The 13,274-nt window shown below is 63.4% G+C and carries 9 protein-coding genes; 6 read left to right on the top strand and 3 right to left on the bottom strand.

Annotation, left to right across the window (positions count from 1 at the left end; translation table 11 throughout):
- Window positions 1-38 precede the first annotated feature (38 nt).
- The gene (locus P3T18_RS17580) at window positions 39-1,490 is read right to left on the bottom strand and encodes a DEAD/DEAH box helicase (protein ID WP_429301240.1); all 1,452 of its coding nucleotides are present in this window, start codon (window positions 1,488-1,490) and stop codon (window positions 39-41) included.
- 314 nt (window positions 1,491-1,804) lie between these two features.
- Between P3T18_RS17580 and P3T18_RS17575 the strand changes: the two genes are divergently transcribed.
- Entirely contained in the window at window positions 1,805-3,361 is a 1,557-nt protein-coding gene (locus P3T18_RS17575; RefSeq protein WP_429301239.1) for a DUF1254 domain-containing protein, read from the top strand.
- A gap of 79 nt (window positions 3,362-3,440) precedes the next feature.
- On the opposite strand, the gene P3T18_RS17570 is transcribed toward P3T18_RS17575, so the two are convergent.
- The gene (locus P3T18_RS17570) at window positions 3,441-4,565 is read right to left on the bottom strand and encodes an alpha/beta fold hydrolase (RefSeq protein WP_429301238.1); all 1,125 of its coding nucleotides are present in this window, start codon (window positions 4,563-4,565) and stop codon (window positions 3,441-3,443) included.
- A gap of 493 nt (window positions 4,566-5,058) precedes the next feature.
- Between P3T18_RS17570 and glgC the strand changes: the two genes are divergently transcribed.
- The 5 genes from glgC (at window position 5,059) to P3T18_RS17545 (ending at window position 11,300) form a co-directional block, all read left to right on the top strand.
- Entirely contained in the window at window positions 5,059-6,324 is a 1,266-nt protein-coding gene (gene glgC / locus P3T18_RS17565) for a glucose-1-phosphate adenylyltransferase (protein WP_429301237.1), read from the top strand.
- 76 nt (window positions 6,325-6,400) lie between these two features.
- The gene (gene glgA / locus P3T18_RS17560; protein ID WP_429301236.1) at window positions 6,401-7,861 is read left to right on the top strand and encodes a glycogen synthase GlgA; all 1,461 of its coding nucleotides are present in this window, start codon (window positions 6,401-6,403) and stop codon (window positions 7,859-7,861) included.
- Between the two features lie 238 nt (window positions 7,862-8,099).
- Window positions 8,100-8,966, top strand: coding sequence for a pyridoxal kinase PdxY (gene pdxY, locus P3T18_RS17555; RefSeq protein WP_429301235.1), 867 nt, complete (start codon window positions 8,100-8,102; stop codon window positions 8,964-8,966).
- Window positions 8,967-9,168: 202 nt separating this feature from the next.
- Window positions 9,169-9,630, top strand: coding sequence for a hypothetical protein (locus P3T18_RS17550; RefSeq protein WP_429301234.1), 462 nt, complete (start codon window positions 9,169-9,171; stop codon window positions 9,628-9,630).
- 518 nt (window positions 9,631-10,148) lie between these two features.
- The gene (locus P3T18_RS17545) at window positions 10,149-11,300 is read left to right on the top strand and encodes a branched-chain amino acid ABC transporter substrate-binding protein (protein WP_429301233.1); all 1,152 of its coding nucleotides are present in this window, start codon (window positions 10,149-10,151) and stop codon (window positions 11,298-11,300) included.
- Between the two features lie 93 nt (window positions 11,301-11,393).
- Here the strand turns inward: P3T18_RS17545 and P3T18_RS17540 are convergent, their stop codons facing one another.
- Window positions 11,394-13,265, bottom strand: coding sequence for a DUF3857 domain-containing transglutaminase family protein (locus tag P3T18_RS17540; protein WP_429301585.1), 1,872 nt, complete (start codon window positions 13,263-13,265; stop codon window positions 11,394-11,396).
- Between the last annotated feature and the right edge of the window lie 9 nt (window positions 13,266-13,274).

Raw genomic sequence — 13,274 nt, 5'->3', positions numbered from 1 at the left:
TGCCGCGAATCAGGGCTGATTCGCGGCTTAATTGCGGCTTATTTTTTGCCTCGTCCACCGGCCGGTTTGCCTGCCGGCTTATGTGAGCCCGCCGCCGGGTTGCTGCCAGATTTGCCGGCGGGCTTACTGCGTGGCTTTTGCACGCTGAACGGACTGCCGCTGGAAAAGCTCGTGTCGTTCTTCACTGCGACGGCTTGCGGTGGCGCCGCCTTGCGCCGGCTCTCGCCACCTTTCGGCTGCGGCTTCTTGCCGGGTGCCTGTTTGATGCCCGGCAAGGCTTGCGGCACTTTAGGCTTCTTCGGCTTCTTGGGTTTCTTGATGATCTCGCCCGTCGCGCTGGTTTGCGGCACACGGTGCTCGGCTTCGAAACCCGGCTCCTCTTCGCGAGGCAGCGTCTGCCGGATCAGCGCTTCGATCGCGGCCAGTTGTGGCGCTTCGTCGGCGCACACGAGGGACACCGCCACGCCGCTCGCACCGGCGCGTCCAGTTCGGCCGATACGGTGCACATAGTCTTGCGCGACGATCGGCAGATCGACGTTGATCACCAGCGGCAGGTCGTCGATATCGAGTCCGCGCGCCGCCACATCGGTGGCAACCAGCATATGCACGTCGCCCGACTTGAAGCGCTCCAGTGCGCGCAGGCGCGCGGGTTGCGGTTTGTCGCCGTGAATGGTGTCGACCGAATAACCCGCGTCATCCAGTATGGCCGCGAGGTAGTCCACGCCGTTGCGGGTTTTGACGAACACCAGCGCGTGCTTCCAGTCGTTCTCGGCGACGAGATGCATGAACAGATCGGGCTTGTTCTTCTTGTCCACCGGCACCACCCACTGCTTGATCCTGCTTGCCGTGGCATTGGGCGGACTGACGCTGATATGCACCGGGCTGCGCAGGATGCCCGCCGCCATGGTGCGGATTTCATCGGAGAACGTGGCGGAAAACAGCAGAGTCTGACGCTGCGTGGGCAAGGCGGCAAAGACCGCGTTGAGTTCGCGCGAAAAGCCCAGGTCGAGCATGCGATCGGCTTCGTCCAGCACCAGCGTTTGCACCTGATCGAACTGCACCGCGTTCTGGCGATTCAGATCCAGCAACCGGCCCGGCGTGGCGACGAGCACGTCCACGCCTTTGCGCAACTTCATCATTTGCGGGTTGATGCTTACGCCGCCGTACGCGGCCAGAAATCGTAAGTCGAGGCCTTTGCCGTATTCGATGAAACTTTGCAGTACCTGTTCAGCGAGTTCGCGCGTGGGCACCAGCACCAGAACGCGCGCGCGATTGCTGGATACCGCCGGGCCGTGTTGCACGAGGCGTTGCAGCAGCGGCAAGGCAAAGCCCGCAGTTTTGCCCGTGCCGGTCTGCGCCGCGGCCATCACGTCCTTGCCGTCCAGTACGACGGGAATCGCCTTGGCCTGCACCGGCGTAGGTGTCTGGTAATTGAGATCCTGCAGGGTGCGCAGTAAAGGATCGATCAGGCCGAGGGAGGCGAAGGACATTTTCAGAGGCAGTTGGGGTAAAGGGGAGATTTTAGCGGTTGGGGCCGTGCGAGGTGCTGCGTTGCCCCTTACCCCGATAGCCGGTTCTCCGGAAAGACCCGATGATCCTCGGAGTAAGCACCCCGAAAATATTCACGAAGCATGCAAGGTAGATTACGCGCTTCCTGCGAGGCATCCCGAATGGCCCCACCCTTCGTCGCGAAAGCACGGAGAAAAGCACCGACGCCGATAGCCGCTCACGTCGAAGGTCGAACCCTTCCCCGCCACAGCAAGACTGCACTTGATGATTTTGACGAAGTCAAAGGAGTACAGCCGTGAAACCATCGCCATCCGTCGCCTCCAGGCATTTCGCGGGCGCGCTCATCGCGCTTGCCGTTGCGAGCTATTGCGCGCAGGCGTTCCCTCAATCGCAGCAGCCGACACCCATGCAGACGCTGGCCGCGAGCCACGACGCGCTGGCCAACGCGCCGTTTTCCGGCGACTTCCCCACCCATGAATCGGCCGAACTGCTTCGCGACGAACTGTATTTTCAGCGCGCGGTACAGGTCTATTTGTGGTCGCTGCCCGCAATCAATATGTTCGCGATGAAGGAAGGGTCGGAGAAAATCTACGGAGCCGGCTACAACGTTCTGCCGGTCTGGAAAGAACGGCTCAACGCACAGACGCAGGTCACCACGCCGAACTCCGATTGTCTTTACGCGATGGCGTACGTCAACATTGCGAAAGACGGCCCGATCGTCGTCGAAGTGCCGCCTCAGAATCAGGGCATTCTGGACGACTTCTATCAGCGCCCGCTCTCGGGTCCAACGATAGGCGGGAAAACCTATACAGGAGACCTCGGATTTGCCGGACCTGACGGCGGCAAGGGCGGCAAGTATCTGATCGTCCCGTGGAACTACAAGGGAGCCGCACCGAAAGGCTATTACCTTTACCGCTCCCGGACCAACAATGTATTCGTGTTTTATCGCGGCTTTTTCACCGACCCGAAAGATCTCAAACCCGCCAACGCCCTGATCGCGGGCACACGCATTTATCCCTACGGCAAAAAGGAGTCTGCCGAACCGATGCGGTTTCCCGATGGATCGGCCACGCCGGCCGATATGCTGTTCCCCCATGACGGCAGCTATTTCGACATGCTCGCCCGCTTTGTCGATCAGGAAACCGTCGACCCCGCGGATATGGATTGGCGCGGCATGATGGCCGCAATCGGCATCGAGAAAGGCAAGCCGTTCCAACCCACCGCGCGGCAGCGCGAGTTGCTGGACAAGGCCGCGAAAACCGCGTTCGGAATGAGCAAGGTCGAAATCTATAACGGACTGGTCGATCAACCCGAGGCCAAATACTATCCGGACCGTCAATGGGTCAATGTGTTCGCCGGCCAGAACCCGCTGTTTCAGGCAAGCAAGTCGTTCACCAATCTGGCTCAGCGAGATGCGTACTTCACGACGGCTTATGCAACGAGTCCCGGTATGGTCGTCGACCTCGTCGAAAAGGGCGCGAAATATCCGTCGACCTGGCGCGATGCGGACGGCAACTTCCTGGAAGGCGGCAACAGCTATCAACTTCACTTGCCGCCCGATATTCCTGCCGCCAACTTCTGGTCGGTCACGGTCTATGACTCGATCACCGCATCCGGATTGCAGAACGGCCAACCGCTGCCTTCCTTGAATTCGATGGACAAACCCGTGCAGAACGCCGACGGCACGTACGATCTTTACTTCGGCCCGAGCGCACCGGCCGGTAAGGAACGCAACTGGGTGAGGACGGTTCCGGGCAAGGGCTATTTCATCATCCTGCGTCTGTACAGTCCCAAGGAAGCCTTCTTCAAGAAGACCTGGAAACCCGACGACTTGAAGCGCATCACGCAATAGGAAATAGAAAAACACACGTCGCGAGCAGGCCGGTCACTTAACGCCAGGTGACCGGCCGTGAGCCGTCACGAGATCACCCTCACCGATTCGCCGGCACCGCCGCCAACCCATCGAGCAACGCCCGATGAAACGCCACAGGGTCCTGCATCTGCGGCGCATGTCCCAACTCGGCGAACTCCACCAGCGTGGCATGCGGAATCGCCTTCGCCGCGGCCTTGCCCAGCTCCGGATAATGACCGATCTTCGCGCGCACCTCGGGCGGCGCCGCGTCCTTACCAATCGCGGTCGTGTCCTTCTGCCCGATCATCAGAAGCGTCGGCATGCTCAGTTGGCCTAGTTCATAGACGACCGGCTGCGTATAAATCATGTCGTACAGCAGCGCCGAATTCCACGCGACGATCTGCTTGCCCGGACCGCGATACATGCCCGCCAGCATCTGCACCCATGGCTCGTAGTCGGCGCGCCACTGCCCGGCGTAATAGGTCGATTGCTCGTAGCGGCGAATACCGTCGGCGGTGGTTTTCAGTTCGCGTTCGTACCACTGGTCGACGGATAAGGACGGCACGCCTTTCGCCTTCCAGTCTTCGAGACCGATCGGGTTGACCAGCACGAGCTGCTGCGTTTCGCGCGGATACATGAGCGCGTAGCGGATCGCCAGCATGCCGCCGGTCGAATGGCCGATCACGGTCGCGTCGTTCACGCCGAGCGACTCGAGCAGCGCGTGCGTGTTACGCGCCAGTTGCTGGAAGCTGTATTGATAGTGCTCGGGCTTGCTCGATTTGCAGAAGCCGATCTGATCGGGCGCGACCACGCGATAGCCGGCGTCGGTCAAACGGTGGATCGTGTCGGCCCAGGTCGCCGCGCAAAAATTCTTGCCATGCAGCAGCACCGCCGTGCGGCCGTTCGGGTGCGCAGGCTTCACGTCCATGTAAGCCATATGCAGCGCGACCCCTTGCGAGGTGAACGTGTATTGCCCGACCGGCGCCGGATAGTCGAAGCCCTCCAGCTCGGGACCGTACGCCGGACCGGCATTGTCCGCGGCCTGGCCGATGGGCGCGGCCGCGGTGGACGAACCGGCCGTGGCGATCGACGCTGTCGGCGTGGCACTGGTAGCACTGGCGGCATCGAGCGCGAAAACGCCCTGACTGGCGAGGAGCGACGACGCACTCAGGATGGCGAACAAAGCATGGCGACGGAAATTCATCGTTTATTTTTTCTTGCAGAAGGAAGGCGATGGGCAGCAAAGTCGAAGCTCGAGCCGACCGATTCTACGACGCACCGCCGAACTCTGCCGCGGCGCCCGCAACCATGCCCGCGCGGCGCACTCCGCCGCATCGGCCGTGGCACATATATTGCGGCGCGTCACCTCATGCCGAATGTGTCGTGGCGCACGGATGCGCATCGCACAACGGTCGATCGTGGACAGGTTCGGCGGAGTCGACGTGTATCGATGTGGTTCGGTCGGCCAGAACCGGCATCCGCACCATCACGGGATGCACGGGCGGCATTTCGGTGCTAGAAATAGCAGACGGACAAATGCGAAAACGGGCGTATAAACGGACGTATAAGCGGACGTATAAGCGGACGATCGACCAGGCTCAAGGCAGGCAAACAGAAAATAGCAAAGGCAACCGCAAAACACGAAGTCAGAACAAGCGAGCAGGAACACCCGGGGCATACTAATCAAGGAGACAGATATGGAAACTCCGGCACGGCTGAACGATCTGCAACGCAGCACCCTCGCCATCGTCCTTGCGGGCGGACGCGGCACGCGGCTCGGGCCGCTCACCAACAAACGGGTCAAGCCCGCGGTTCACTTCGGCGGCAAATACCGCATCATCGACTTCGCGCTGTCCAACTGTCTGAACTCCGGCATTCGCCGCATCGCGGTGGTCACGCAGTACAAGGCGCATTCGCTGTTGCGTCATCTGCAGCGCGGCTGGAGCTTCCTGCGCGGCGAGTTCGGCGAATTCATCGACCTGTGGCCGGCCCAGCAACGCGTGGAAGGGGCGCACTGGTATCGCGGCACCGCCGACGCGGTGTTCCAGAATCTCGACATCATCCGCTCGATCCGGCCGAAATACGTGGTGGTGCTGGCCGGCGACCACATCTACAAGATGGACTACACGCGCATGATTTCCGATCACGAGGAAAGCGGCGCGGATTGCACGGTCGGCTGTATCGAGGTGCCGCGCATGGACGCGGTGGCGTTCGGCGTCATGCACGTGGACGAAAACCGGCGCGTGACGGGCTTCGTGGAGAAACCGGCGGACCCGCCCTGTATTCCGGGCCGGCCCGACACGGCGCTCGCCAGCATGGGCATCTACGTGTTCAGCGCGGATTACCTGTACTCGCTGCTCGAAGAAAATATCTCGTCCGTCGATACCGACCACGACTTCGGCAAGGACATCCTGCCGCGCGTGGTCACGCAAGGCCTCGCGATTGCGCATCCGTTCAGCATGTCGTGCGTGTCGTCGGACCCGAAAGTGGAGCCCTACTGGCGCGACGTCGGCACCATCGACGCCTACTGGGCCGCCAACCTCGACCTCGCCTCCACCATCCCGACGCTCGACCTGTACGACCGCAACTGGCCGATCTGGACGTATCAGGAACAGCTGCCGCCGGCCAAATTCGTCCGTGACATGAAAGGCTTGCAAGGCTCGGGCAATAATCTGATCGTGTGCGGCGGCTGCGTGATATCCGGTTCGCAGATTTCGCGCTCGGTGTTGTCGTCGAACGTCAAGGTGAGCTCTTTCTGTAACATCAATGAGGCAGTCTTGTTGCCGCAGGTTACGGTCGGCGCGAGCTGCCGTCTGCAGAAGGTGGTGATCGACCGCGGCTGCGCGATTCCGGACGGCACGGTGATCGGCGAAGATCCGGTGGCGGACGCCGAACGCTTTTACCGCACCGACGACGGCGTCGTGCTGGTCACGCCCGAAGCGCTGCGGCAGAAGCCGAAATGAGCCGCGGCATGCCCTGAAAGCGGGCGCCGTGCAAGCGGGCCCCCGCTCAACTGACCAACAGGATGAAACGCAGCCTATGACGATTCGCGCCCTGCACGTCGCAAGCGAGCTGTATCCCCTCCTCAAAACGGGCGGTCTCGCCGACGTCGCGGGCGCCTTGCCGCCCGCGCTGATCGAGCGCGGCGCCGACGTGCGGGTGCTGCTGCCCGGCTTCCCGGCCGTGCTCGCCGGGCTGACGGATCTCCAGCCGGTCGCGCAACTGGGGCGCCGCTTCGACGCGCCCGACGTCTCGCTCGAACGCGGCACGCTGCCGGCGAACGGGCTGGTGGTCTACGTGATCCGCGCCGGCACGCTGTACGACCGGCCGGGCAATCCTTATCTGAACGACGAGCACGTCCCGTACGGCGACAACGCGCAGCGTTTCTCGCTACTTGGCTGGGTGGCCGCACAACTCGCGCAGCAGCTCGATCCGGCGTGGTCGCCGCAAATCATCCACGCACACGACTGGCACGCCGGACTCGCGCCCGCCTACCTCAAGGCCGCCGAGCGCGAACAGGGCCGTGCGCTCGCGCATAGCGTGTTCACCGTCCACAACCTCGCATATCAAGGCGTCTTTCCGGCCCATCAGTTCGGCCAGCTCGGCCTGCCGGGCGATTTCTTCAACATGCACGGCATCGAGTTCTACGGACAGCTCTCGTTCCTGAAGGCCGGCCTTTACTACAGCGACCGCATCACCACGGTCAGCCCCACCTACGCCCGCGAAATCCAGACGCTTGCGCAAGGCGGCGGACTCGACGCGCTGCTGCGTCACCGTTCGCACGACCTGAGCGGGATCCTGAACGGCGTCGATTACAGCGTCTGGAATCCCGCCACCGACACCTTGCTGGAGAACCATTACACGGCGACGCGTCTGGCCGGCAAGCTGGCCTGCAAGGAGGCCTTGCAAAAGCGCTTCGGCCTCGCGCAGAAAAGCGACGCGTTGCTGTTCGGCGTGGTCAGCCGGCTCACGGAACAGAAAGGACTCGACCTGCTGCTCGGCGCGGTGCCGGAGATCATCCGCCACGGCGGGCAACTGGTGGTGTTCGGCACGGGCGACCCGGCGCTGGAAAACGGCCTGAAACGCGTGGCGCAGTCGCATCCCGAAGCGGTTGCGGTCGAGCTCGGCTTCGACGAAACGCTGGCCCATACCATCGTGGCGGGCAGCGACGTGATCGCGGTGCCGTCGCGCTTCGAGCCCTGCGGTCTCACGCAGCTCTATGCGCTGGCCTACGGCTCGCTGCCGCTCGTCCACTGCGTGGGGGGGCTGGCGGACACGGTGGTGGATGCGTCGCTCGAAAATCTCGCCGACGATACCGCCACCGGCTTCGTGTTCGAGCGCTTCGAGCCGAAGGGCATCGGCGCCGCGATTCGCCGCGCCTTCGCGCTCTACGGCCGCCGCACGGAGTGGAAAGCGACCCAGCGGCGCGCCATGCGTCAGGATTTCGGCTGGGGCAATTCCGCCGGGCAGTACATCGCGCTCTATCGCGAGCTTGCCTGACAGCGCGCCCGAACTGTTCCGCCACGGTCTGCTGATGGTTCGGCGCAACAACTCGGGGACGGATCAACTCGCCCGCCCGAAACTCCTGTATCTTTAGTTGACTACGCAGACCGTGCATTTTTCTTGCATGGTCTGACACTGTCCTGCCGCATAAAGCACTGGCGCCTGCCGGTCGCGGGCGCGGCCCATCCTTCGGTTCTCATTCAAACGCGCACTCCGGCGAGCGCGGACGCATACCATGACGAAAAACGTTCTGAGCATCCAGTCTCATGTGGTCTTCGGACACGCGGGCAACAGCGCGGCCGTGTTTCCGATGCGCCGGCTCGGCGTCAACGTCTGGCCGCTGAACACGGTGCAGTTCTCGAACCATACGCAATACGGTCACTGGAGCGGCAGCGCGATCGACGCCGCCCAGATGGAAGAACTGGTCGACGGCATCGGCGCGATCGGCATGCTGCCGCGCTGCGACGCCGTGCTGTCGGGCTATCTGGGCACGCCGGAACAGGCGGAGTCAGTGCTGGAAATCGTCCGTTCGGTGAAAGCGGCCAATCCGCGCGCCTGGTACTTCTGCGATCCAGTCATGGGCGCGACGAGCGGCTGCAAGGTCGAGCCCGGCATTCAGGAGTTTCTGGTGCGCACCATGCCCGAGATGGCCGACGCCATGGCGCCCAATCACACCGAACTGCAACGCCTCGTGGGCCGCGAAATCGAAACGCTCGAAGAAGCCGTCACGGCCTGCCGCGAGGTGATCGCGCGCGGACCCAAACTCATGCTGGTCAAACATCTGCTCGACCGCAACAGCCCCGCCGACCGCTTCAACATGCTGGTCGTGACGGAGCGCGAGGCGTGGATGGGGCAGCGCCCGCTCTATCCGTTCGCGCGGCAGCCGGTGGGTGTGGGCGATCTCACTAGCGCGGTATTCGTGGCGCGCACGCTGCTGGGCGACTCGATCCGCACGGCCTTCGAGCACACCATCGCCGCCGTCAACGCGGTGGTCAAGGCCACCTGGCAAGCCGGGCGCTATGAACTCGAACTGGTGGCGGCGCAAAACGAAATCGCCCAGCCGCGCGAATGGTTCGATGCGTGGGTCGCCGAGACCACCTGACGGTGTGACCAGTGGTCGGGGCGGCCGAATCTGGCCGGGCAGCCGCGCGCAAACAGCTCAGGCTCGCGTCGTGACCGCTTCGTCTGCCGGTGCGCAAGCTGTTCAAACGCGCGGCGTCCTATAATGCGTGCCGCGTGCGTGCGGTTCGCCATCGCTCGCGCGGCAGTTTTCAGCATCCGGCAATTCAGCAGACGAGGCATCGATGGACGGTTATATCCGCAGCGAGCGGGAAGAATTTTTTGAGCAGTTGTGCATCAGCGTCGATGCGGACGAGGCGCACGAGCAGGAAGCGATCGAGTACTTCGAGAACCAGTTCGACCAGGCCGACTTCGACCCGACGCAATGGCTCGACATCGCGCTCTACTACTCGCCCGCGGTGGCGCGCGGCATCGTCGATATGGTCACGCCCGACGACAAGGCGCGCAGCAATATCGCCGAAGTGATCGCGGACAACCTCGACATCTCGTACGGCGAAGACGACTGCCAGCAGTTTGCCGAGACCATCGAGTTCGCGCTCAACAACGGCATTCCGGTGGATATCGACCTCGTACTCGACGGCTGCCAGCGCGCCATCGACGACCTCGACACCTGGGCCGACGAAGCCACCAAGGAACCGCTGCTGCGTCTGCGCGAAGAGTTGCTGCGCCAGCAAGGGGAACGCTGAAGCGGCGAGCCAGCGCACCGGCCGGGCCAGGCGCTTTCCGCGTCCTCCGGTCTGCCGCGCCAGCCTGGCTCGTCAGTGAGCAGGCTACTCCGTAATCCGCATCCGATTTGTCGTCAGGCACCGCATTCGCGGTGCCGCCTCTCCCGCCGCGTTGCAGCAAACCAGCCCGACGCCGCCCTTCTCCCTCCCGCAGATCAAGCGTGTGCCGTCAACGGCGCGTAGGTAGCCGCGCGCACCGCCCGTCCGGGAACGGCCCGCGCCGGTATGCCGAAATGCTCATGCAAAGCGCCGCGATCTGCCAAGACGACCGCAAATTGGCTTTCTATATTCGCGCCAGATGACGAACGGTTGCGAGGCCGGGCAACACCTACCGGGACATGTCCGGATGTTTTTGGCGGCCGATCATCCGTAGTCTCGACGCATGGGGCCACGCGGGCGCAAACCGGCGTTCGCGTGCCGATCCAGCGTGACACCGTGCCGTTTTCAACACCCTGAAACTGTCGATGGAGAGAGAGACCATGAGTCTTCGCAATACGCTGAAACCGCTTGCTCTGCTGATTGGCACCGTCTTCACCCTCGCGCCGCTGAGCAGTTTCGCCGACGACCTGCCGGTCAAGATCGGTTTCGCGGCGCCGCTGACGGGCGCCAATGCAGGCTACGGCAAGGACCTCGAAAACGGCGTCCGGCTCGCGATCGAAGAAGCCAATGCGCAGAAGATCAAGATCGGCGATCAGGTGGCGCAATTCGAAATCGTCTCGCAGGACGACCAGGCCGATCCACGCATCGGCGTGCAGGCCGCGCAGAAACTGGTGGACTCGGGCGTCGCCGTGGTGGTCGGCCACTTCAATTCGGGCACCACGATTCCCGCGTCGCAGGTCTACGAGCAGGCCGGCATTCCGGTGATCGACCCGGCCGCCACCAACCCGATCATCACCGGACGCGGCTTTGCCAACACCTTCATGGTGATTTCCACCGACGCGCAGAACGCCGGCAACGCGGGCGTCTACGCGGTCGAAGTGAGCAAGGCCAAGCGCATCGCGATCATCGACGATCGCACGGCCTTCGGTCAGGGCGAAGCGGACGAGTTCGAGAAAGCGGTCAAGGCGCACGGCGGCACGCTGGTGGCGCGCGAGTACACCGACAACAAGGCCGTGGACTTCAGCACACAGATCACCAAGATCAAGTCGACCAACGCCGACCTGGTGTTCTTCGGCGGACTGGATACGCAGGCGGCCGGCTTCGCGAAGCGCATGAAGCAACTCGGACTGAACGCACAGCTGGTCGGCGGCGGCGGCGTGATGGACCAGGATTTCATCAAGCTCGCGGGCGACGCGGCCGAAGGTGCGATGGCCTGGGAATACGGCCGGCCGCTCGCGCAATTGCCGGGCGGCAAGGACTTCTCCGCGAAGTTCAAGAAGCGTTTCGGTGTCGATATTCTTTCGTATGCACCGTTCGGTTACGACGGCGCGTGGGTCGCGATCAAGGCCATGCAGCAGGCCAAGTCGAGTTCGCCGGCGGTGTATCGCCCGGTACTCAAGGCAATCGATTACGACGGCGTGACCGGCAAGATTTCGTTCGACAGCACGGGCGCGCTGAAGAGCGGCGCGTCCACGCTGTATCAGGTGAAAGGTGGCGTGTGGGTGCCGATCGTCACGAAGAGCGGCACCTGACATAGCGCGCGGCGGCTTCGTCCTGCGCGCGGCGCTCGCCGGGTTGCGACGCCGCGCGCGTGCCGGTCCGGCGTTTCACATCCGCATTCCGCTCTACTTTCCCGCCTTGACGACCAGTTCGGCATCGAGATCGCGCTCGATCCGCACAAGGTCGTCCTTCATGCCGGCGAACTCCTGCGGCGAACACATCTGATGCCCGAACGCGGCCTGCAAATGCCGCGTGACCTGCAAGGTGCGCGCAACCGGATCGAACACGTAGCGCGAAGAGAACTCGATAAACGGATCTTTCACCGTGAGGTTCGACGGTATGTCGGGCGCGCCCTGCCGACTCCCCTGCGTATTCGCGACGCGCGCAAAACGCGGTAGCGTGATCTCCAGCGTCTCGTCGAAGCTGCCGCCGACACAGGCCCAAGGCTGCGTTCGCACGGGCTCGGCGAGCCACGTCTGGACCTGGCTTCCGATACCGCCGGACAGGCTGCTCAGAGCGGGCACGGCGGTGGTGCCGTCCGGCCAGACGACATGCTCCACCCTGCCCTGCATCGACGTGGCAAACGCGCCATCGGTGGCGTTGACGTCGTCGGTGCGCAATTGCGCGGTGCCGTGTAGACCCGTTTGCAGCAGACGGCTCGCCGCGATCTGCTGGATGCGCTGCCGCGTGGATCGGCGAAACGTGTTGCGTTCGAGTTCCGCCGTGTAACCCGCGTCTTCCACGCGATACGCGTAAGTGGCCGCGCCGCTCTCGTCCACGTCGATCTGCAGACGCGCGCTGCGCTCGCGAAGCTGCGTGGCGGGTGTGCGCACCAGCACGCCGTCATCGACCAGCAATACGGGACGGTCCATGACGCTTGGCGGCAGATAACCGAATGCGACGCCGCCCGCCGTGGTATCGGCGAACAGCGATAGCTCAGGAATCCAGACGATAGCGTGATTGATCGCACTCGCGCCGTAGCCCGGCACGTCGGGCAATCTGTAGTACGGCCCGAGATTGAGCAGCACGGCCTGACTGTCAATGCCGACCGCGGCCAGCAACGCGCTGTACAGCGCAACGTGGTCCTTGCAGTCGCCGTAGCGGTTGTGAAGAATGTCGATTGCCCTGTGCGGCACGGCCGCGGTTTCGCCAAGAAACAAAGCCACGTAACGGATATTCAGACGCACCCAGTCGTACAGCAGACGCGCCCTGGTGCGTGGATCGGCGGCCTGGGCAGTCAGGCTTCGGGCAAGCTGCACGATCTGCGGATCGCTCATGGTCGCGTCGGTGGCAGGTCCGCGATAGCGTGCCGCAAAGTTCGCGAAGTCCGGCACGGTCGATACCATCAAACGGTCGCCCCAATTCGCGTAGCCCACCGCGCCCGCTTCCAGCCGCGCATACGGACCGTGGCGATAGTCGAATTCGTAGCGCGTCCGGCCGTTTTCCGTTACCGGCGGCAGCGCGACGTAACCGCGCGCGTCGGCGTGCAAGGGCACGTCGGCGGGCAGATCGAAAATCAGCTTCTGCATCTCGACGGGATCACGCGTCGGCTCCACCAGATACGCAAATGTGCCGGCCTGCAAGGGTGTTTTGCGCGTTTTGCGGAAGGCCAGATGCACGCGCGAACCCGCTTCGACACCGGGAAAGATCACCGTGCGCAATACACCGTCTTCGAAACTCGGCGCACCGGCCGAACGCGGTTCCTGAACGTCGCGAATCGCTTCGGGGCCAACGTCGTGGGCGACGCCGTCCGGCCCGATGGTTTGCGCCGCCAGCAGTTGCACCTGCTCGATATCCTTGTTGAACCACACGTAGCGCTGCGCGATGTCGTCGACGCCGCTCGCCGTGTTGGCGCGCAACACGGTGTCGTCGTGCTCTTCCACGGAGCCGTCTTTCTGGATCACGAAGAGATGCACGTCGCGCTCGATCGTGGACGGAGCGAGGTCGTCGGCAACAGAATCGGCCGTGGGCTCGTCGGCATGCGCCGCGTTCAGCATGCCCGCGCC

The organism is Paraburkholderia sp. GAS199 (assembly GCF_050436585.1).
Taxonomy (GTDB): Bacteria; Pseudomonadota; Gammaproteobacteria; order Burkholderiales; family Burkholderiaceae; genus Paraburkholderia.
The sequence above is the reverse complement of the archived record's forward strand: the minus strand, read 5'-3'. Positions and strand labels throughout refer to the sequence as shown.